17 protein-coding genes, 2 tRNA genes and 2 pseudogenes are annotated in these 20,951 nt (G+C 43.6%); 2 read left to right on the plus strand and 19 right to left on the minus strand.

Features of this window, described 5'->3' with window-relative positions:
- Positions 1-63: 63 nt before the first annotated feature.
- From prfB to ECA1_RS14535, 13 genes and pseudogenes are all read right to left on the minus strand, one after another.
- Positions 64-1,171 (minus strand): peptide chain release factor 2 gene (gene prfB, locus ECA1_RS14480; protein ID WP_100214389.1). Its coding sequence is split into 2 segments (ribosomal slippage): positions 64-1,098 and positions 1,100-1,171, totalling 1,107 coding nucleotides; the frame shifts between segments, so codons are not numbered across the junction.
- 88 nt (positions 1,172-1,259) lie between these two features.
- Positions 1,260-1,334: pseudogene (locus tag ECA1_RS18085) on the minus strand (SEC-C metal-binding domain-containing protein); the annotation flags it as partial.
- A gap of 45 nt (positions 1,335-1,379) precedes the next feature.
- Positions 1,380-3,764, minus strand: a pseudogene (gene secA / locus ECA1_RS14485) (preprotein translocase subunit SecA); the annotation flags it as partial.
- Between the two features lie 248 nt (positions 3,765-4,012).
- Positions 4,013-4,828 carry a DUF1189 family protein gene (locus tag ECA1_RS14490; RefSeq protein WP_060792861.1) on the minus strand — a complete coding sequence of 272 codons (816 nt, stop codon included), beginning with the start codon at positions 4,826-4,828 and terminating at the stop codon, positions 4,013-4,015.
- Positions 4,829-4,838: 10 nt separating this feature from the next.
- Positions 4,839-5,672 carry a sugar ABC transporter permease gene (locus ECA1_RS14495; protein ID WP_016608756.1) on the minus strand — a complete coding sequence of 278 codons (834 nt, stop codon included), beginning with the start codon at positions 5,670-5,672 and terminating at the stop codon, positions 4,839-4,841.
- 2 nt (positions 5,673-5,674) lie between these two features.
- Positions 5,675-6,964 carry a carbohydrate ABC transporter permease gene (locus ECA1_RS14500; protein ID WP_060792862.1) on the minus strand — a complete coding sequence of 430 codons (1,290 nt, stop codon included), beginning with the start codon at positions 6,962-6,964 and terminating at the stop codon, positions 5,675-5,677.
- A gap of 160 nt (positions 6,965-7,124) precedes the next feature.
- Complete coding sequence (locus ECA1_RS14505; RefSeq protein WP_060792863.1) at positions 7,125-8,390, minus strand: extracellular solute-binding protein; 1,266 nt, start codon at positions 8,388-8,390, stop codon at positions 7,125-7,127.
- 156 nt (positions 8,391-8,546) lie between these two features.
- The gene (locus tag ECA1_RS14510; RefSeq protein ID WP_005228774.1) at positions 8,547-9,494 is read right to left on the minus strand and encodes a LacI family DNA-binding transcriptional regulator; all 948 of its coding nucleotides are present in this window, start codon (positions 9,492-9,494) and stop codon (positions 8,547-8,549) included.
- 184 nt (positions 9,495-9,678) lie between these two features.
- Positions 9,679-10,236, minus strand: coding sequence for a ribosome hibernation-promoting factor, HPF/YfiA family (gene hpf, locus ECA1_RS14515; protein ID WP_005231866.1), 558 nt, complete (start codon positions 10,234-10,236; stop codon positions 9,679-9,681).
- A 137-nt stretch (positions 10,237-10,373) separates the two neighbouring features.
- Positions 10,374-10,850, minus strand: a complete 477-nt coding sequence (locus ECA1_RS14520) for a ComF family protein (protein WP_228084615.1) — start codon at positions 10,848-10,850, stop codon at positions 10,374-10,376.
- 196 nt (positions 10,851-11,046) lie between these two features.
- Positions 11,047-12,357 carry a DEAD/DEAH box helicase gene (locus tag ECA1_RS14525; protein WP_060792865.1) on the minus strand — a complete coding sequence of 437 codons (1,311 nt, stop codon included), beginning with the start codon at positions 12,355-12,357 and terminating at the stop codon, positions 11,047-11,049.
- 106 nt (positions 12,358-12,463) lie between these two features.
- Positions 12,464-12,784: a PTS sugar transporter subunit IIB gene (locus ECA1_RS14530; protein ID WP_005228768.1), complete on the minus strand. Its 321-nt coding sequence runs from the start codon at positions 12,782-12,784 to the stop codon at positions 12,464-12,466.
- A gap of 72 nt (positions 12,785-12,856) precedes the next feature.
- Positions 12,857-13,150 carry a DUF7662 domain-containing protein gene (locus ECA1_RS14535; RefSeq protein ID WP_060792866.1) on the minus strand — a complete coding sequence of 98 codons (294 nt, stop codon included), beginning with the start codon at positions 13,148-13,150 and terminating at the stop codon, positions 12,857-12,859.
- Between the two features lie 110 nt (positions 13,151-13,260).
- On the opposite strand from ECA1_RS14535, the gene ECA1_RS14540 reads away from it, so the two are divergent.
- Positions 13,261-13,902: a YigZ family protein gene (locus ECA1_RS14540; RefSeq protein WP_060792867.1), complete on the plus strand. Its 642-nt coding sequence runs from the start codon at positions 13,261-13,263 to the stop codon at positions 13,900-13,902.
- Between the two features lie 193 nt (positions 13,903-14,095).
- Here ECA1_RS14540 and ECA1_RS14545 read toward each other — a convergent pair whose 3' ends face one another.
- Both ECA1_RS14545 and ECA1_RS14550 read right to left on the minus strand, forming a co-directional pair.
- Positions 14,096-14,803: a GntR family transcriptional regulator gene (locus tag ECA1_RS14545; RefSeq protein WP_060792868.1), complete on the minus strand. Its 708-nt coding sequence runs from the start codon at positions 14,801-14,803 to the stop codon at positions 14,096-14,098.
- 198 nt (positions 14,804-15,001) lie between these two features.
- A complete protein-coding gene (locus ECA1_RS14550; RefSeq protein WP_060792869.1) occupies positions 15,002-19,228 on the minus strand; it encodes a 2-hydroxyacyl-CoA dehydratase in 4,227 nt (1,408 codons plus the stop codon).
- Positions 19,229-19,402: 174 nt separating this feature from the next.
- On the opposite strand from ECA1_RS14550, the gene ECA1_RS14555 reads away from it, so the two are divergent.
- A complete protein-coding gene (locus ECA1_RS14555) occupies positions 19,403-20,008 on the plus strand; it encodes a TetR/AcrR family transcriptional regulator (protein ID WP_005228762.1) in 606 nt (201 codons plus the stop codon).
- A 49-nt stretch (positions 20,009-20,057) separates the two neighbouring features.
- Here the strand turns inward: ECA1_RS14555 and ECA1_RS17655 are convergent, their stop codons facing one another.
- From ECA1_RS17655 to ECA1_RS14570, 4 genes are all read right to left on the minus strand, one after another.
- Positions 20,058-20,225 (minus strand): hypothetical protein, encoded by a 168-nt coding sequence (locus ECA1_RS17655; RefSeq protein ID WP_167823179.1) that lies wholly within the window; start codon positions 20,223-20,225, stop codon positions 20,058-20,060.
- Between the two features lie 153 nt (positions 20,226-20,378).
- Positions 20,379-20,450, minus strand: a tRNA-Gln gene (locus ECA1_RS14560).
- Positions 20,451-20,454: 4 nt separating this feature from the next.
- Positions 20,455-20,538 (minus strand) — tRNA-Tyr (locus tag ECA1_RS14565).
- 85 nt (positions 20,539-20,623) lie between these two features.
- The gene (locus tag ECA1_RS14570) at positions 20,624-20,857 is read right to left on the minus strand and encodes a DUF2969 domain-containing protein (RefSeq protein WP_005228752.1); all 234 of its coding nucleotides are present in this window, start codon (positions 20,855-20,857) and stop codon (positions 20,624-20,626) included.
- Positions 20,858-20,951 lie beyond the last annotated feature (94 nt).

Below are 20,951 nucleotides of genomic sequence, written 5' to 3' on the forward strand. Positions count from 1 at the left end.
ATATATTTCACCTTGCTTGCAACAGATTACAATTATGTTTCAATCTGTTTAAGTCACACAAGGTTATTTTTGATTCAGTTTCAGCTTCAAATACGCGTCGATAAAGCCATCCAAATCGCCATCCATGACTGCCTGTACATTCCCAGTTTCGAAATTCGTTCGGTGATCTTTGACCATCGAATAGGGATGGAAGACATAAGAACGGATTTGCGAGCCCCAACCAATTTCTAACTGCTCGCCTCGCAAGGCTGCTGCCTCTTGCTCTTTCTTTTCCACTTCTAATTGATACAGCTTGGCTTTCAACATCCCCATCGCTTGCTCACGGTTTTTCAATTGTGAGCGCTGGGCTTGGCTAGCAACGACCGTTCCTGTCGGAATATGGGTGATCCGCACAGCAGATTCGGTTTTGTTGATGTGCTGTCCGCCCGCACCACTTGCGCGGTACGTATCGATTTTCAAATCATCTGAGTTGATTTCCACATCGATCGCCCCATCTAATTCTGGCATCACATCCACCGAGCAAAATGACGTGTGCCGTCTCTTGGCTGAATCAAAAGGTGAGATCCGAACTAAACGATGAACGCCTTTTTCCGATTTCAAATACCCATAGGCATTGTGGCCTTTTACAAGTAAAGTGACACTTTTGATCCCCGCTTCATCACCAGCTTGATAGTCGAGGGTCTCTACTTGATACCCATGTTGTTCGCAAAAACGAGTATACATCCGTAACAGCATGCTGCCCCAGTCTTGTGATTCGGTACCGCCTGCACCAGGATGAAGCTCGATGATGGCGTTATTTCGATCATAAGGTTCATCTAACAGCATCGACAATTCATAAGACGCCATTTTCTCGTTTAGCTTCGTGATCCGTGCTTCAAGTTCTGCTTCCATTTCTGGGTCTGCTTCTTCTTGAATCATTTCCAACATCACTTCCAGTTCTTCCAATTCTTCTGCTAACTGATTGAACTGATCGTAGGTCTCTTTGTTGGCATTGTTTGCGTTAATGACTTGTTGGGCTTTTTCCGAGTCATCCCAAAAGGTGGGATCTGCCATTTGGTGTTCCGCTTCCGCAATGTCCTCTTCTAACTGATCTAAGTCAAAGAGACCCCCTAAAACTGATTATTTTTTCATTCATCTGGGTCAATTGATTCCGAATATCTGCGATTTCCATTAAAATTCCTTCTTTCTTTTTTTCTTACAAACGAAAGTAGACTGGACAAAAACGTCTGCCAGCCTACTCTCAACTTTTTCAAAACGTGTTACATATTTTTCCCGTGGCAATTCTTGAATTTTTTCCCGCTGCCGCATGGACAAGGATCGTTACGACCAACGTTTTTGAAACTTGGTGCTTGGGCAGCCGGTGCTTCTTCTACCCCTTGTGCTTCCCCTTGAGCAACTTGTTCCCGTTGAACGTTTTGGCGAATCTCTGCCTTCATAAAGAGACGAGTTACTTCATATTCGATCGCTCCAACCATGTTCTCAAACATATTGAATCCTTCTGTTTGGTACTCAACTAATGGATTGTTTTGTCCATAAGCCCGCAACCCAACCGATTGACGCAGCTGATCCATAGCATCGATGTGGTCGGTCCACTTCGTATCGACAACTCGTAGGATGACTACTTTTTCAAATTCCAGTAATTGTTCTGGACTATTAAGTTGTGCTTTCTTTTGTTCAAAGACTTCTTCTGCCCGTTGGTTTAGGTAGTCTTTGATCTCTTGAGCTGATTTGCCCTTGATGTCCTCGATACTGATGGTATCTTCATGAACAAGTGCATTCGCAGCAAAATCAACGATTCCTTCATAATTCCAATTGCTTTCTTCTAATTGCGTATGACTGTCGACGACCCGGCTGATGGAACGTTTCACCATATTCATTAATTGTGGTGAAAGATCCGTTTCTTCCATGATCACTTCTTGACGTTGTCCGTAAATAACTTCCCGCTGTTCTCGCATTACGTCATCGTATTGCAAGACGTTTTTCCGAGTATCGTAGTTATTGCCTTCCACTCGTCGTTGGGCAGATTCTACTTGTTTTGAAAGCATCTTGCTTTGGATCACGGCGTCGCCTTCATCGATCTTCATCCGATCCAAGAACACTTTGATTCGTTCAGAACCAAAACGCTTCATTAAATCATCTTCTAGCGATAAGTAAAATTGCGACATCCCTGGATCTCCTTGACGTCCCGCACGTCCCCGTAACTGATTATCGATCCGTCGCGATTCATGACGCTCAGTACCGATAACTGCCAAGCCGCCAAGTTCTGCAACACCAAGACCTAACTTGATATCCGTTCCCCGACCAGCCATATTGGTCGCGATCGTTACAGCGCCTTTTTGTCCAGCATTCAAAATGATTTCTGCTTCTTTAAAGTGATTCTTGGCATTCAATACTTCATGAGGAACTTTCTCACGATCAAGCATTGATGACAGTAATTCAGAAGTCTCAACAGCGACCGTCCCTACAAGCACGGGTTGTCCTTTGCGGTGACGCTCTTTGATGTCTTGAACGACTGCTTGGAATTTGCTCGTAAGCGTTGGATAAAGCAAGTCCGCACGATCATCCCGTAAGATTGGTTTGTTCGTAGGAATCTGAATGACTTGCATGTTATAGATTTCTCGGAACTCTTCTTCTTCCGTTTTCGCTGTACCGGTCATCCCAGACAGTTTTTTGTACATCCGGAAGTAGTTCTGGAATGTGATCGTCGCCATCGTTTTGGTTTCATCTTCGATTTCGACACTTTCTTTCGCTTCGATCGCTTGATGGAGCCCATCAGAATAGCGGCGACCATCCATGATCCGACCTGTAAATTGGTCAACGATCATTACTTTCCCATCTTGCACCACGTAATCAATGTCACGAATCATAATGTAATTCGCCCGTAGTGCTTGGTCCAAGTGATGGGTCAATGCCGTGTTTTCAATATCATACAAGTTTTCTAAGCCGAAGGTCTCTTCTGCTTTTTCGATCCCACGTTCTGTTAAACCGATCGTTTTTGATTGGATATCGATTTTGTAGTCTTCTTCTTCCGTCAAGCGTTTGACAAAATTGTCGACCCGATTGTATAGCGCAGTTGATTTTTCTGCTTGTCCTGAAATGATCAACGGTGTTCTCGCTTCATCGATCAAGATCGAATCGACCTCATCGACGATGGCATAGTTTAATGGACGCTGTACCATTTGATGACGGTAAACCACCATGTTGTCCCGCAAATAGTCAAACCCTAATTCATTGTTTGTACTATAAGTGATATCACAAGCATATGCCGCACGTTTTTCTTCTGCTGATTTTGAGTTAATGTTCAAGCCGACCGTCAACCCTAAAAAGTTGTACAGCTCCCCCATCTCAGTCGAGTCACGAGTTGCCAAGTATTCATTGACAGTTACGACGTGGACACCTTGACCGCTCAAAGCATTCAAATAAACAGGTAATGTCGCCGTCAAGGTTTTCCCTTCACCAGTACGCATCTCTGGGATATTCCCATCATGCAAGACGATCCCACCCATTAATTGGACGTGGTAAGGATAAAGGCCCAAAACGCGTTTTGCAGCTTCACGTACTACTGCAAAGGCTTCAGGTAATAATTTATCCAAAGTCTCTCCTTCTTGGAAACGACGACGAAATTCATCGGTTTTCCCGCGTAATTGTTCATCAGATAAAGCGGCCATTTCATCCGCATGTGATTCAACTTGATTCGCAATATGGTCAAGACGTTTTAATTCTTTTTTGTCGTTTTCGATTAATTTTCTAAAAAAATTGGCCATACCTTAATAATTCTCCTTTTACTTCTGCATTATCCTAGCTGGAAACTCTCCTAACTATTTTAGCACTAGTTCACCATAAATGAAATATTTTTCGATAGAACTATCGCATCAATCTTGCGTGATAAACGGATTCTTAACCTTTTTTCACAGATTTTAAAGAAACGCAGGAAAAAAAACACGCAACAAGCCATTGATCGGCGCTGAAAGTCCAGCACACGCCCAAACGTCTTGTTGCGAAGGTTTGCAAATTATGCCGTTTTAAAACGGGTTTTTAAGAAAGCTAAGAAGAGCATCAGTAGCATGCCTAAAGACTGAATCCCGATCATCAAGACGATATCAGCGCCAATAAATCCTGCCAACATCGCAACGAGAGAGCCTGCCCCCAGTGCATTTAAAATCACGTTCGTGCTTTCTTTGAAGCTGCCGATTGTCGATAGTCGTGATTTTTTCGTCAACCAGAGGAAAAACGCTGCGCCTATGACTAGAATACTATTCATTGCCACCAATAAAAATGCCACTGTGATCGTCTGACTGAAGAAAATCGCCGTCTCGTTGTTGCGATAGAAGCCGTCTTCGATTGCTTTTTGAAACGAAGCCGCATCATCTACTTGATCAGGTGCCATTTCCGCCGTGTACCGCATTTCATAGTGATAGGTTTGTCCATCGATTTCTTCTTTGATGGTCCAGTCTGTTTCCCGAAAATTGATGGCGTATTTCGCTTTTTCAAGAGCCGCTTCTGAAAGCGCAACGCCTATGATCCCCGCTTCTGTTTGGGAAAAGACTTGTGACTCATCCGCTAAAAGTTTGCCATCTTCCACCTGCAGCTCATTGTATTTTGCTGCCGTTTCTGCCGTCACGAGTGTTTTTGCATGGGGAAAAAATGCCGCAAAGGCTTGATCCGTTTTCTTGCTGATCATTAAGGTCAACGGGATCATCAGCAAGGACATCAAGAAAACATAGACGAACACTTGCTGCCGGCGATTTAATTTTTTACGCCATGCATAGACTTTTGTTGGAGAAAAAATGGCCCCAAAGTACGTTAAGGGAAATCGTTGTTCAGACATCCTATCATTCCTATCCTTTTGTTCCGCCAGAGGTCAAACCTGAAACAAAGTATTTTTGTAAGAAGAAAAACAGTGCAGCGATCGGTACGGCGATCAAAATCGCCCCTGCCGCAAAGAGTGCGACCCGTTGGTTACGGGCATCATTGATAAAGGTTTGTAGCCCGACTGCGACGGTCAAACGCTCTTGTGAGCGAAGCAAGAATCGCGCCAGCAAGAATTCGCCGAATGGTCCCATAAAGGCCCACAATGCTTGGACGGCAACCATTGGTTTTACGAGGGGCAAAACGATTTGCCAAAAGATGCGAAAATGCCCTGCACCATCAAGTTTTGCTGATTCATCCAAGTCGATGGGTACTGTATCAAAGTACCCCTTCATCAGCCAAGTATTCATCGGAATCCCACCACCGATATAAATCAGTGTCAAGAACCAGAAGCTATCTAGACCGTTTGCTAATAAGCCCATGACATAAAAAGCGGTCAACGCCGACATTGTCGGTACCATTTGAACGATCAAGAACACCATCAGACTACTTTTACGACCAGCAAAACGGTAACGACTGTAAGTATACCCTGCTAACGTTACGATCATTACTTGAATGATCATCGTCGAAACGGCCACGATCAAGGTGTTTTTATACCATGTCAAATACGGGGTTTCATTGAATAAACGTCGAAAGTTGTTCAATGTCCAATCCGCATCAAAATCTAAGCGAAAAGCGATCATGTTCCCTGCCTTGAAGGCTGAGGTTGCGGTAATCAACAAGGGATAGATGATAATGATCGATAACGCGATCATAAACAAGTAGGTAAATAATTTGCTGAAAGAAAACTTCTTCTTTTTCATCCTCAATCCTCCATATTAAATGCATTCGTCTTTTTAAACACCAGTAATGAAATGGAGATCACCACAAAGGAAATGATCAAGGTCAATGCAGAAGCAATCGAATATTGTGGTGAGCCGCCGGTCGTCAGTTTGTAGATCCATGAAATCAAAATATCTGTCGATCCAGCATTTCCGCCTAAACTTCCTGGTCCACCTTCGTTAAATAGATAGATCATCGAGAAGTTATTAAAGTTCCCTGTATATTGCGTAACGAAGGTTGGGGCTGCTACCAAAAAGATTGCCGGCAGCGTAATGTTCCGAAAACGCTGCAACGCATTGGCCCCATCCATTTTTGCTGCTTCATACAAATCTTCGGAAATGGATTGTAAAATCCCTGAAACCATTACATAGATGTAGGGGAACCCTAACCAACCCTGAATCAAAATAATCGCCGTTTTCGTCCAAAACGGATCAGTCTTCCAAGCAATGTTCCCAATATCCACAAAAGGCAGATTGTTCAATAGCGGGATCACCTGCGTATTGATCGCTCCTGCGGTATCATTAAACATATTTGAAAAACTCATGATTGTGATAAACGCTGGCACCGCCCAAGGAAGCAAGAAAATCACCCCAAAGACGCGACGAAACTTCACAAATTTTTGGTTGGCAACAACTGCTGTCAGTATGCCGAGTGTAATTTGCAAGGTGGTTGCTAAAACGGTCCAAATCACCGTCCAACTGAATACTTTTACAAAGGTGTCGCGGTAAGAACTTAAGGTGAAGATATTCGTGAAATTCGAAAAACCGATCCAGTCGATTAAGTTTGCTGGCGGAATGTGTCGAAAATCATAGTTGGTAAATGCCATAAAGAGCGTCACCATTACTGGAAAAATAATTGCTACGATCATTACCAAGTAGGCAGGGATCGTCAGTAAGTACGCGAACCCATCTTCGTATAATTTTTTGAAAAATTCTTTTCTCGTAACAGCTACCGGGAAGCCTTTTTCAATGCTTTGCCGAACCTGATAAGCATCTTTGATATTTAAAACCCAAAAGATAATGAAAATAACGGTAACGATGACCTGCAATGTTCCTTCAATCAACAAGAACAAAGAGTTGTCTTCCATCGGTACTGATCCGAGTGTGACAAAGTTATAAAGTGCTTGTCCACCAAACAAAAACATTTCGACCAGAAAAATCAGAAAGGCTGCAAAAAAGAGACCCGCTTTGAATTTCTGACCATTTTTGAATTGTCCCCCACCAGGGATGATTGAAAGAAGCGCTGTCTGCATGGCTTGTGAATTCGTCCTCATATGTATCCTCCTTAAAATCGAAAGTCTGCCAAGCGGCCGACGATCGATAGAAAACACTCTCGTCAAGCAATTTCTTGCGTGCTACGTTGCAAGGAATCCTTTTGACAAACATCCTCTATAGAATCGTCGACATGAATGACAGACCGTAATCGGCTAATTATTAGTATTTCTGCTCAATCGCTTCTTCGATTGTTTTGGCAGCATTATCCGCTGCTTCTTGAGGAGTCATATTGCCTGAACCTGCATCAAACAGCATGTTTTCAGCCCCTACCCAAACCTCAGACATTTCAGGGATATTTGGCATTGGTTGTGAAACACTGTATTGCTCGATCACTGCTTTTGCTACTGGATCATCAGAAGCAGCGACTGTTTCTTGAGCCATAATGTTCGCTGGAATATCATGACGCATGTCATACAATTTCTCTTGATTGGCTTCGTTGGTCAAATACTCGACAAATTGTTGAGAAACGTCTTTGTTTTGTGAGTAGTTAGATACCACCCACGCTTTTCCGCCGCCAAATGTTTCATAGTCGTTGCCGTTGTTTAGCGTTGGGATTTTCGCTACACCATAGTTGATGCCTGCTTCTTCAAAGCCGTTCACGCCCCATGGTCCATAAATGATAGCTGCTGTTTTGCCTTGATTGAAGTAATCCAACATCAAGTTTTCGTTGGCTGATACATCAAGCATTCCTTGCGGCCAGACATTTTGGAACCAATCAGTTGCATACGTGATTGCTTCAACAGAACCTTCGTTGTTCAGCCCTAGATCAGATGGATCTGTTCCTTCATCACCAAAGACATACCCGCCATGCCCCGCTAATAGACCATACGTATAATAAAAGTCCGTCCAACGAGCTAAGAAACCAACATTGTCATCGCCTTCTGCAAAACGATCATCTTTTGCTAGTTCTTCTAAATCAGAAAAAGTTGCTGGCGCTTCATCGATCAAATCTTTGTTATAGAACATGACAACTGCTTCAATCATTGCTGGTGCGCCATAGATCTTATCATCGATCGTTACCTGTTGCTTGTCGGTATCACTGTAACGTCCATCATCTGGTAAAGTCATTTCTGCCAAATGCCCTTGGGAGCCTACTTGACCCACACGGTCATAAGGAGACATCGTAACATCTGGACCTTTCCCAGCAGGACCGTCTAGTTGAAGCGCATCCATTTGATCGAACATGTCCATTTCTACAACGTTGATGGTGACATCATTTTCAGATTCAAAGTCAGCTTTCACTTCATTGATATAATCAATATAGTCTGCGCCTACAGAGACCGTGATCGTTTTTTCATCGCTACCTGAACCTGCATCTGCATTACTACCATCGGTACTACCGCCGTTGCCGCCACACGCCGCAAGCGTTAACAACGCACTTCCTGAAACTAATCCTAGAGCTGCCTTTTTCCAATTCACTTTCATCCTGTTTACCTCCTGCAATTTGTAACTCTATTATGCAACCGGTTTCTTAAAATGGCAAACATTTTCTAAATGTTAGCGATAACAAAAATTGAAAAAGCCTTTAAATTAAGATATTGAGGAATTGAAATGAATTTGCGCAACCATTTGCTTAATTTTTCACCTTGTGGATTCACGAACCACGAGTTGCGGTAAAAAGCGCTGTTGTCGCAGGCTCGTATCGTTCTGTTCAATTTTTTGAATCAGTAATTCACCACAAGCTTCGCCCATCTCAACGATGGCTTGCTTCATAGTCGTCAACTTGGGCGAGCTGACCTGATCCAGGAATACCCCGTCGTAGCCGACAATCCCAAAATCCTTTGGTATCTGCGCGCCAATCGACTGCAAGCCTTGATTGATGCCTAGTGCCAAACGATCCGTCGCACAAATAAAACAAGTATTTTCCGCAAATTGCTCCTTCTGTGCTGTGATAAAGGTGCGGGCTGCGGAAGAACGGTTCTCAAAACGATGGATTTTTGGTGCTTGTCCTGTTTTTGTGACTGTATCTATGTACCCTTTTTCTCGACTTTTCGTAAATGCTTCTTCCAACTCTAAACCAATATAGACCAAGTGTTGATAGCCAGTATCGAGGGCGTGTTTACAAGCAGAAACGATCCCTTGGTAGTTGTCACTGTCAACAAAGCTGAATCCAGCTTCATTTTCACCAAATAGAACGACGGGTTTCTTCAAATTTTTTATCCAGTCCATATCCTTTTGGCGAAATCCCGTAATGATACAACCATCTGCTGGGCCACGATCCACCCCATCCGTCGTAACCAGCTGCAACGAATAATGCGCTTTGCCGATGGAACGAGCGATCCCCACTAATAAATTCATATAGTATGGCTCCGTCGTGTCCATCTCCTCTAAGATATACACTTTGATGATATGAGAACGCTTGGAAACTAATGATTTGGCAGCAATATTCGGTTGATAATCCAGTTCCAGCATTGCTTGATGAACGAGCTGCTTTAGCTCTTCGGTCACTTTATCTGGATGGTTGATCACTCGAGAAACGGTCATTGCGGAAACATTTGCTTTTTTGGCGACATCTGCTAACGTAGTCATGATTCACTCTCCCTGTATGATTTCATCTATAGTATAACACAATAAAACGAAAGAGAAACAAAGCCAACTTTTATATAGAAAGATTTCTTGCTTCATTCCAAAAGATAAAAAAACAGAGCAGCTTCTCAGCTACTCTGTCAAAAAAGACTTTTTTGGGGGTGTCGAGAAAAGGATCCCACACGTGTTAATCCGTTTCGATCAACCCGTATTTACCATCTTTCCGACGATACACAATGCTCGTTCCATTCGTTTCCGCATCTTCAAAGATAAAGAAGTTGTGTCCAAGCATGTTCATTTGTAAAACAGCTTCTTCACTATCCATTGGTTTTAAAGACAAACGTTTTGTACGTACGATGTCTAAATCAGAACCATTGGTTTCTTCATCGTTTGCTTCAGTTGTGAACAAATCACCATCTGTTGGCGGAACCAACGCTGTCTCACGAGATTTGCGATTGATTTTTGTTTTGAATTTGCGGATTTGGCGTTCCAATTTGTCAACAACCAAATCGATACTAGCATATAGATCAGGTGAAGTTTCTTCCGCACGTAGAACTAGGAATGGTAAAGGAATCGTTACTTCTACTTTTGCAGTTTTTTCTGTATAAACTTTCAAATTAACGTGTGCTGTTGCTTCTGGCACATCATTAAAATAACGTTCTAATTTACCTACTTTTTTCTCGACGTAATCACGGATCGCTTCTGTTACCTCGATATTTTCGCCACGCACATTATATCTAAACATAAAAATTACCCCTTTCGTCTACCAGTAAAGAAGGAAAAGGACCACTCTTTTCTTCTTCTTAACTCTATTATATCGAACTCTTGGTCATTTGCCTAGTAAATCGAACAATTTTCTTTAAGCGTTTTCAAAATAACGTTTCAACGAGCAATAGAAAATGAACGAATCGACTGGGGGCAAAAGGACTGCAATGCTTCAGCTGCATGATATAACGTTCTACCGGTAGTATAAACATCATCCATCAACAATAATTTTTTCCCTTTGATTTCACACGCTACATCTGGCTTCACTGCAAAGGGTTGCGCCTCTAGTAATCGTTGCCTGCGAGAACGTTGTGCCTGTGGTGCGGTATCAACAACTTTCTCCAGTAACTCTTGAAATCTGACTCCGGCGGCTTCCAGCACAGCGGTGACTTGATTAAACCCTCGCTGTTGGTAACGCTCTGCCGATAGTGGGATGGGAATCAAACACTCATAGTCAAACCTGTTGAGTTTCTGTTTGATCACAGGCGCAAACGTCCCCCGCAACTGATAGTTTCCCATCAGTTTGTATTCGTGAAGCCAATCCTTCATTCCTTGATCGTAAGCAAATAGCGCTCGGTGCTGCAATTGTATCATGGGACACGTTTCTTCCCAATAGAGACAATCGCTGCAAAACTCAGTTTCTTTTTTTCCACACGAAGGGCAGCAGGTTCGCCAATCGATCACTGAAAACTGTTGGGCACATTGCGGGCACAATTCATTTTCTGGGATACGCCAAGGAGCCAACACCTCAATGATCGTTCGTTCTCTAGGAAAAGTCCTTTTACACCAACTACACACCATCGGTCAGCCAGCTTTTTGCCAATTGGTTCATTTCCTTGATTTCGTTGAGTGCTTTTCGGATCGCTTCCGTCATTTGGTCGTAGAAAAAAATGACCTCCCCTTCCGTATAGGCCCCTTTACGATCGACACGACCAGCAATTTGCACGAGCGCCGATTTTGTAAAGACTGGATGATTAGCACCCAATACGATGACTGAGACGTTTTCAAACGTCACCCCACGCTCTAAAATCATCGTTGTAAACAACACCTTGTAAATCTGTCGACGAGCAGACGCTACTTTTTCGCTCCGTTTTTGATCTTGCGACGAAACGCTAGTCAAAGACCATGACGTGCCTTGTCGGCGGACAGCCGCTTCTACTTCCTTCATCAGCGCAATGCTTGGACAAAACACCAAGACAAAGTTTTTTTGAAGCAGCCGCTGCAACTGCAGCAGCAATGGTCGCAGCCAACGTTTTCTGCGATAAGCCTGCGCCCAGTGACTATAATGAACAGGTTTTGGAACGATCAATGGACGCTGATGAAACCGCAGCGGCATTTTCAAGACAGCGAATTTCCCACGAATTTCTTGCAGCAGTCGTTCTGAAGGCGTCGCACTTAAATAGATCAGACACCCGTTTTTGGCTAAGGCATTGTATAATCCGTAACGCAGCTGAGCATCGCCCTCGTAGGGAAATGCATCTACCTCATCCACCACGATCAGTTGAAAGCTCCGATAAAAATGCAATAGCTGATGGGTGGTGGCAATAAGGATGTTTGTGTAGCGATATGGCTCTTCTGATTTTCCATAAAGGAGCAAGCTTTCCTCTTGTGGAAATGCTTGCTGAATCCGCGGAAACAATTCACGACAAACATCGATCCGAGGTGAGACGATCGCCACTCGACCACCTTCTTGCCGAACGTAGCGGATCGTTTCAAAGATCATTTCGGTCTTCCCTGAACCCGTGACCGACCAAACAAGCGAGGATCGCTTTTGTCGACAATTAGACACCAATTGCTGGGAAATTTTTTGCTGAAACGGCGTCAATGCTCCTGGCCAGACGATGTGGTGATCAATGGCTGGACTTTCCGTAGGTTGAATCACCAGTCGCCCATTTGATGTGATCCGACCATAGCGAATACAGGTTGGACAGTAATAGCTGCCTATCGGTAATTGCACCGACGGCTTGCGGTGGGAAGAACCGCATCGCTGACAAACGATTCTCTGCCCCTGCTCGAGCATTGCCGGTCGAGAATCAAAGGGTTTTCCTAGATTCATTGTTTCATCTAAAACAAAAAATTGTCTTCCTTTTTGATTGGTCATAACATACACCTCAGTTTTAAGTACGCAAAAAAATCGGTTCAAGTACTTTTTGAAAAGTACTTGAACCGATTACAGGTTTCTTGTTTGCTTCAACAGCAGGTCTTGCTTATTCGCCGATCAATGTCAAAGCTTGATCTAAGACTTTTTCGCCGTTCATCATGCCGTAGTCTGCCATGTTGATTACTTCTAAAGGAATTCCTTTTGGCGCTAGACGTTTCTCAAAATCGCCTTTCATGAAACGAACTTGTGGTCCTAATAATAAAACATTTACGTCTTTGCTTTCTAAATGTTGATCTGCTTCTGAAGCGGAAACTGCAAAAATATCTGCTTCTAATCCTTTTGCTTCAGCTGCTTTTTGCATTTTTGTTACTAATAAGCTTGTACTCATTCCTGCAGAACAAACTAACATAATTGTTTTTTTCGCCATATCGAACACTCCTTGAATTTTAAGAATAAGATAACATTTCCTATCTCTAGTATAGAACAAGTTTGAAATTTGTCAACGCTTTCTATCCAGCAGCCAGTTTGATTTTACTAAACGGTTAAAAACGACATATTCTTTTTTTAAATTGACGAGGACTACCTCATAGCCGGCATTCAGCCACGCATAAGCCCCGTTTTCAGGATGTCGGTAATCATTTGCCCACCAATCCGTACTCGTGCGGGCACTTTTGGGCAAACCGGATGCTGGGAAAAGAAATTCATCAAACTGGGTAAAGGTTAACGTAATTTGTGAACCGCCGTTTTTTTTTAAATAGTGCGTGATCGTATCGTACTTTTTGCGTCTACCCAAAGCAACTGCCTCCTCTTTTTCAGGTCTGTGTTGGTGCCTTTTTCTTTCTTCTATTTGTAACTTTCCTTCCGATTGCCTATACTAGAAACATAAAGGAGGCGATCGTACGCGTGACTTATCGAACGATCCGACAAGATGGAGAAACGGAAATAGAAATCAAAAAATCGCGTTTCATCTGTTCGTTAAAACGAATCCAATCAGAAGATGAAGCCAAAGCGTTTATACAAGCCCTCAAAAAAGAACATTGGAAGGCGAATCATCATTGCAGCGCCTATGTATTGGGCGAAAACCATGAGATCCAACGCAGCAGTGATGATGGTGAACCTAGCGGCACCGCTGGAGTACCGATTTTAGAAGTATTGAAGAAAAATGACTTGATCAATATGGTCGCTGTCGTTACCCGCTACTTCGGTGGAACGAAACTTGGCGCTGGCGGATTGATCCGCGCTTATTCCAGTTCAGCTTCCGCTGGCATCAAAGCGGTGGGAATCGTCGAAGGCGTTTTGCATCAAGAGCTTGCATTGACCATTGATTATCCCCTTTTAGGTAAGCTGCAAAACTATTTAGAACTGCAGAACATCTACGTAAAAGACATTGCTTATACCGAGAAAATCGTTGTTACCTTAATGATTCCCGAAGCAACGCTTGCCGACCAAGAAGTCGCTTTGATTGATTTGCTGCAAGGGCAAGTGCAGCTAAACAAAGGCAAGACCGAATATGTAGAGCGCCTCATCGAGGAGCCAACCGAGTAACTATGCAGGACAAGCACCTGTCAGGTTTGCTCTTTTCCTCAAAGCACGGACTCTAATGCCGCTTGCTGCAGCGAATGCAGGAACGCCCAATCGTTGAAAAACCGAATTGACCGATGCGGAGCAACAGCACGTATGCTCGCAGTGTCCTTTCGGCTTTTTCGCGTCTTTTTTGTTTCCAGCCGTCTCAGGCAGCTTATTTTTCCATATAAAATTCGAAACGATTGCCGACATATTGGGTGCGCACATATTCAAATGGTTGCCCATCTTCAAATGAAGTGATTTGCCGCATACGTAAAATCGCATCGCCGCGTTTGATTTGTAAATAATCAGCAATTTGCTCGGAAGCGACCATAGCTGAGATCGTTTGCGAAGCGCCGCCAATTTTCCGCTGTCCTTTTTCTTCCAACACTTTATAGAGGGAAGAGATGATCTCCTCCTTGCTAAAGTCATGAATAAACTTTTCAGGGATACTCGCTACTTCAAAACAGATCGGCATATCATCCGCATACCGAATCCGCTCCATCCGTAAAATCGTTTCGTGTCCTTCTAATTGCAGCTTTTCCATCTCACTGGAGCTAGGTGCAGTCAAGAAATAAGCGACCGCTTTGCTGGAAGGCTTACGACCAAGAGAATTCATAATTTCGGTAAAACTCGTCGTGCCCGTCATTTTCTCCTGTACTTTTTGGCGAGCCACATAAGTGCCAGAACCGATTTTGCGCTCAAGAATCCCCTCATCCGCTAAGGTTTGGATCGCTTGCCGCAACGTCATGCGACTCACGCCGAATTGTTTTGACAACTCCCGTTCTGAAGGTAGACGATCCCCGATTTTGTATGTATTGTTTTCGATATTGGCTTTGATTTGATCATGAATCTGGATATAAACAGGTAATTTTTCCACCACTACACATTCCTCCGTTCCCCTCCTATTATAACTGGTATATACCTAAATAGCTAATAAAAAAAGCAAAAACTGCTCAGTTTTTCTCAATTTGTGCGAACTCTTTCCCCATTTTATAGGCAGAAAAAGAAGTTATCACAAATTGTCCAAACAAGAGCAGTCTCTTTGCTTTTAAATTGGTTCGGTCGCTGGCTTGAGAATTTATTCAGCCAACGCTTTATTGGCAGTTGCCATGAGCAAGCGAATGCGATTCAATTGATTGACGATCGAGACACCTGGATCGTAATCAATCGCTGCAATGTTCGCCTGCGGGTATTGACGACGTAATTCTTTCATAACACCTTTTCCTACCACATGATTGGGCAGACAGCCAAATGGTTGCAGACAAATGATATTGTTGACATTATTTTCCAACAGATCAATCATCTCACCGGTCAAGAACCAGCCTTCTCCCGTATGATTGCCGATGGAAACAATCTCGCTCGCTTGCTCGGCAAGCTGATGGATCGAATGAATGCCCTCAAAGCGCGTTGACGCCCGCAACGCTTTATCCATTGGTTTTTGGAGCCGTTCAATCGCCATGATCGCAAAATCAGCGATCATTTTGCTTTTCTTCGCCATCCCCAAATGCTCGTAGCGCCAAATCTGATTGTAGAGGGAATAATTCATGAAGCCGACAATATCTGGTACGACCGCTTCCGCTCCTTCTGCTTCTAACAGGCGAACGACATCATTATTGGCAGTCGGTGAATACTTCACTAAAATCTCTCCCACGACACCGACACGTGGCTTCTTGATAGCATTTAACGGCACTTGATCAAAGTCTTGAATGATTTTCTTCATATTGCGATTAAAGAGACTGAAGGAGCCATTGCGGACATTTTTGGCAATTTTTTCCAGCCATTCTTGGTGGAGCCGATCGACAGCCCCTGCTTCTTGCTCATATGGACGGGTGCGATAAACGACTCGTTCAAAGAGATCCCCGTATAAAAATGCCACCGCCAAGCGTTTCATCATCGGCAAGGTAAAGCGAAAGCCCGGATTTGATTCAACACCAGTATTGCCCATCGAAATAGATACCACCGGTACTTGCGGAAATCCTGCATCGTTCAATGCTTTACGTAACAAGGGAATATAGTTCGTTGCGCGACACCCACCGCCCGTCTGGGTCATCAATACGCTGGTGTTTTCGACGTCATATTGCCCGCTTTGTAGCGCTTCTACCAGCTGTCCAATGGAAATGATGGCCGGGTAGCAGGCATCGTTATTGACAAAGCGCAAACCGACATTGACTGCTTCTCGATCTTCACTGGGCAGACAGACCACTTGATACCCAGAAGCCTGCAAAGCGACATCTACTAATCCGCTTTGATGGATGGGACTCAACATCGGCAATAAGAGCGTGTGCTGCTTGCGCATTTCTTTGGTAAAAATAATCTTTGCTGGTTCCTCGTATTGCTTTTTAGGAACAAAGTGCTGTTTGTCCCGTTCGTTGACTGCTGCTTTCAAGGAACGCAACCGAATCCGAATCGCCCCAAGGTTTGCACCCTCATCGATTTTCAACACCGTATACAGCTTGCCATATTGCGCCATAATCTCTTCGACTTGATCGGTGGTCACTGCATCGATCCCGCAGCCGAAGGAGTTTAATTGAACCAATTCTAACTGCTTGTTTTTCGCCACCACTCGTGCAGCCGCATACAACCGTGAATGATAGACCCATTGATCCACGACCCGCAGATCGCCGACATTTGCTAAATGAGCAATACTGTCCTCGGTCAGTACATGAAAGCCTTCTTGGGTAATGACTTCCGCTATCCCATGGTTGATTTCAGGGTCCAAATGATACGGTCTTCCAGATAAAACGATCCCTTTTTGGTTGGTCGTCATCAGCATTCGCAGCGTTTCTTCTCCCCGTTGCGCAATATCTGCTTTGAACTGATCTAGTTCCTCGAAGCCGCTGCGCAGCGCTTGGGCAATTTCGTCTTCAGAAAAACCAAAATCTTGAAACGTCCCCATTAAGGTTTTGACCATTGAGGCTTCATCTGCCAGATTTAAAAATGGACAGCGGTAGTCAACCGCCCCTTCACGAATCGCATCGACGTTGTTACGAATCACTTCTGGATAGCTTTGTACGATTGGACAGTTAAAATGATTTTCAGCGGCAGTGTTCTCTACTCGCTCAAAAATGACTCCTGGATAAAAGATCAACGGTATGTTTTGATCGATCAGTGCTTGGATGTGTCCATGGGCTAGTTTGGCTGGGTAACAAACGGTATCGCTAGGAATCGTTTCGATCCCTTGCTCATATAGTTCTTTATTAGAACGCGGCGACAAGGTTACCCGAAACCCTAACTGGGTGAAAAAGGTATGCCATAGCGGATAATTTTCATAAAGATTCAACACTCTTGGTAAGCCGATTTCCCCATGGAGGGCATCTTTTTTACGCAAAGAACGGTACTTGAACAAGCGGCGGTATTTTTCATCCACGAGATTGACTTTGCGGTCTTCTTTTTTGATTTTGATCCGCGCACCACGTTCGCAGCGATTCCCCGTAATGAATTTTCGACCATCCGAAAAGAGGGTCACGGTTAATAAACAATTGTTTTCGCAAAGCCCGCAATTTGTAAATTCTTTTTCTGCTTGAAAATCGGCCATTTCTGCAGGAGACAACAACGTACTGACATCGTCGATCGCCGCTTCTTCTAACGCGATCAACGCCGCCCCATAAGCGCCCATCAAGCCAGCGATCGATGGTCGTACGACTTCACGGCCGCTGATCAATTCAAAGGCGCGTAGAACCGCTTCATTATAGAAAGTCCCTCCTTGGCAGACGATTTTCTCGCCAAGATCTTCGGGGCGCCGAACCTTGATCACTTTATAGATAGCATTCTTTATGACCGAGTAAGACAAGCCAGCCGAAATGTCGCCAACAGACGCTCCTTCTTTTTGGACCTGTTTGACTTTTGAGTTCATAAAGACGGTACAACGCGAACCCAGGTCAACCGGCGCTTGGGCTTTTGTCGCTGCCAGCGCAAATTCTTTGACATCCTGATTCATAGATTTGGCAAAGGTCTCAATGAACGAGCCGCATCCTGACGAACAGGCTTCATTTAGCTGAATCGAAGAAAGTGCACCGTCTTTGACTGTCATCGCCTTCATGTCTTGCCCACCAATGTCCAAGATAAAATCAACCCCTGGCTGGAAATGTTCAGCAGCTTTGTAATGGGCCATCGTTTCGACTTCACCGATATCGACCTTCAGTGCATGTTTGATCAGATGCTCACCGTACCCTGTGATCGTTGACTTTGCGATGTAAACGTCAGAAGGCATCTGACGATAAAGCTCTTGTAAAACCGCCATCGTTGTCGCTAACGGCTCGCCTTCATTGTTGCCATAAAAAGAAAACAACAAATCCCCTGCATCATTGATCAAGACGACTTTCGTTGTCGTTGATCCAGCATCGATACCCAAATAAGCAGCACCTTTATGCTCCGACAAAGGTTTTTCTGTAGCAACCGCTTGGGCATGGCGGGCACGAAAAGCAGCCAGTTCTGCTTCGTCTTTGAATAAAGGATCTAGCGTATCTGTTGGCGCAAGTGTGCCGTCTTCTTCATTGGCTAAGCGGTCGCATAGTACAGAAAGCTGCTGCGCTTCTTCTGCATACAGTGCAGCCCCCATCGCCACAAACAGTTCTGGATTCTCGGGAAAAATGATATCTGCTTCTTGCAAGTTCAACGTATCGATAAATCGTTGACGCAATTCCGACATAAACGTCAGTGGACCGCCTAAGAAGGCTACCTTGCCTTTGATTTTACGACCAGCAGCTAAGCCAGCAATCGTTTGATTGACCACCGCTTGAAAAATACTCGCAGCAATGTCCGCTTTTGCCGCTCCTTCATTGATCAGCGGCTGCACATCAGTTTTGGCAAAGACCCCGCAGCGTGAGGCAATCGGATAAAGGGTTTGGTATCCCTTGGCTAGCTCATTGACCCCATTGGCATCCGTTTTCAATAAAACCGCCATCTGATCAATAAACGCACCGGTCCCACCGGCACAACTGCCATTCATCCGCTGCTCCAACGCACCTTCAAAAAAGGTGATCTTCGCATCTTCACCGCCTAATTCGATCGCCACATCCGTTTCTGGGATCACTGTCTCGACTGTTTTGGTACAAGCGATGACCTCTTGGACAAAAGGGATCCGCAAAACTTCTGCCAGCCCCATTCCGCCTGATCCGGTAATCGCCAGCGCAACTGGCTGATCTTGGATTACTGCTTGCGCTTCTTTAATAATTTTTTCCGCTGCCTTTTGGATGTCTGCATAGTGTCGTTCATACCTTGAAAAACACGTTTGATTGCGTTCATCTAACAGAACCATCTTGACCGTTGTTGAACCGACATCGATGCCCGCCTTATATTTTTTCATTTGTTGCCTCCATCTAAACAACACTTTGTTGATTATCTAACAAGCCGTTTGTTATAATACTTATGTTCATTGTAATTCTTTTAATTGATAATTCAACAAACAATTCCAACGAAGGTGTGGGATAAACAACAATTAGACGTTTTTTGTCGTTTATTTTGAAAGGAAATTCACAATATGAAAAAATTGGATTTACGTGTCAAACGAACCAATAAGTACATTATTGAAGCCTTTATTCGCTTAGTTGAAGAAAAAGGCTTCGAGCAAGTGACTGTCCAAAATATCGCAGACGAAGCCATGATCAACCGCGCGACCTTCTATGCCCATTACAAAGACAAGCAAGACTTGTATGAAAAAATATTTGACTTGGCCGTCGAATCTTTTACCTCGATCCTTGACTTTGAAGATTTCGTTCAAGGCAATCGAATCAAGATCCGTAAAATCGAAGCGGCCATGACCGAACTTTTTTTACACATTCAAAAGAATCGCTCTTTTTATTTGACGATCATGGATGCCTCTGCCATTGAGATCATTCGTAAAAAACTGGGGCTGATTTTAACGGAACGGTATCAAGAGATCTTTTCAACCTTGAAGATTACAGAAGGCGATCTTGAAGTGCCCTTAGACTTCATCATTGATTATATGACCTCAATATTTGTTGGCACGCTGCATTGGTGGCTAACGGCAGAAACAACGATGCACGCCGACCATTTAGCAAAACTCGTCATCAAACTAGTGGCAAACGGTCATCTAACTGTCTTGGGGATTGAAATTGAGGAATAAAAAAAGAAACTGCCTATATGCAGTTTCTCTTATGCTAATTGCCCTTTAATCAATGATTTTTTGCGCGCCATTTGATCGTGTCTTTTGTCTTACGCTGTTTAGTTACTTTGATTCCTTTTGAAGCCACACGAATCGCATAGTCTTCCTTTTTGACAACGTCATAGACATGCTCTGCAACTTCCGTTACTTTTTCTTTTAGATTCAGTTTAAATTTCATGTGTTTTCATCTCCCGAATGCTTTACTACTAGCGTATCGCAAATAAAAAAAATCTTCAACTTATAGCCCTTCCTCAAACCAAAAAAAATAATGGTTAAATAACGAAAAAAAACAGCAAAACTACTTGCTGTTTTTTTCTGCGTATTCATCTGACTGGGGTAGCTGGATTCGAACCAACGCATGACGGAGTCAAAGTCCGTTGCCTTACCGCTTGGCTATACCCCAATAATGGTGGAGGAGAGTGGATTCGAACCACTGAACCCTAAGGAACGGATTTACAGTCCGTCGCGTTTAGCCACTTCGCTACTCCTCCAAAAGGTTTTTCTCAAACCTGACAATAGTTATAATACCGAAAAAGATAACAAATTGCAAGAGCAAAAAGTAAATTTTTCTAGAAATTATTCATGTAAATTCCATTGGCGAATAATCATCTCGATCGCAGCTTCTAAACTTCTGCTTGAACCTAGATCTTCATCCCCTAAAAAGCTTTGAAATTCTTTCGGTCCAGTCGTTAAAATCTCACCGATACGTTTTTTACCAATAAATAATTCATTGACGGTATAGTCTTTGCCATGAATGGCTTTCGTTGTTTCTTCAATACGGACTTCGATATCTTTATTTTTCTTAGACATGATTGCACCTCTTTCTTTACAGCACCTTCCTATTTTAACAGAAAACCAGCAAAAGAAAAAGAAAATCTCATCTAGAACGAAAAAAAGTAGTCAA

This window comes from Enterococcus casseliflavus NBRC 100478 (assembly GCF_001544095.1).
GTDB lineage: Bacteria > Bacillota > Bacilli > Lactobacillales > Enterococcaceae > Enterococcus_D > Enterococcus_D casseliflavus.

Coding starts and splice junctions, on each gene's coding strand:
- hpf (WP_005231866.1), bottom strand. CDS start 10,236: ATGTTTAGATATAATGTGCGTGGCGAAAATATCGAGGTAACAGAAGCG.
- ECA1_RS14525 (WP_060792865.1), bottom strand. CDS start 12,357: ATGACCAATCAAAAAGGAAGACAATTTTTTGTTTTAGATGAAACAATG.
- ECA1_RS14490 (WP_060792861.1), bottom strand. CDS start 4,828: ATGTCTGAACAACGATTTCCCTTAACGTACTTTGGGGCCATTTTTTCT.
- ECA1_RS14555 (WP_005228762.1), top strand. CDS start 19,403: ATGAAAAAATTGGATTTACGTGTCAAACGAACCAATAAGTACATTATT.
- ECA1_RS14520 (WP_228084615.1), bottom strand. CDS start 10,850: ATGATACAATTGCAGCACCGAGCGCTATTTGCTTACGATCAAGGAATG.
- ECA1_RS14505 (WP_060792863.1), bottom strand. CDS start 8,390: ATGAAAGTGAATTGGAAAAAGGCAGCTCTAGGATTAGTTTCAGGAAGT.
- ECA1_RS14495 (WP_016608756.1), bottom strand. CDS start 5,672: ATGAAAAAGAAGAAGTTTTCTTTCAGCAAATTATTTACCTACTTGTTT.
- ECA1_RS14550 (WP_060792869.1), bottom strand. CDS start 19,228: ATGAAAAAATATAAGGCGGGCATCGATGTCGGTTCAACAACGGTCAAG.
- ECA1_RS14530 (WP_005228768.1), bottom strand. CDS start 12,784: ATGGCGAAAAAAACAATTATGTTAGTTTGTTCTGCAGGAATGAGTACA.
- ECA1_RS14510 (WP_005228774.1), bottom strand. CDS start 9,494: ATGACTACGTTAGCAGATGTCGCCAAAAAAGCAAATGTTTCCGCAATG.
- ECA1_RS14500 (WP_060792862.1), bottom strand. CDS start 6,964: ATGAGGACGAATTCACAAGCCATGCAGACAGCGCTTCTTTCAATCATC.
- ECA1_RS14570 (WP_005228752.1), bottom strand. CDS start 20,857: ATGTCTAAGAAAAATAAAGATATCGAAGTCCGTATTGAAGAAACAACG.
- ECA1_RS17655 (WP_167823179.1), bottom strand. CDS start 20,225: ATGAAATTTAAACTGAATCTAAAAGAAAAAGTAACGGAAGTTGCAGAG.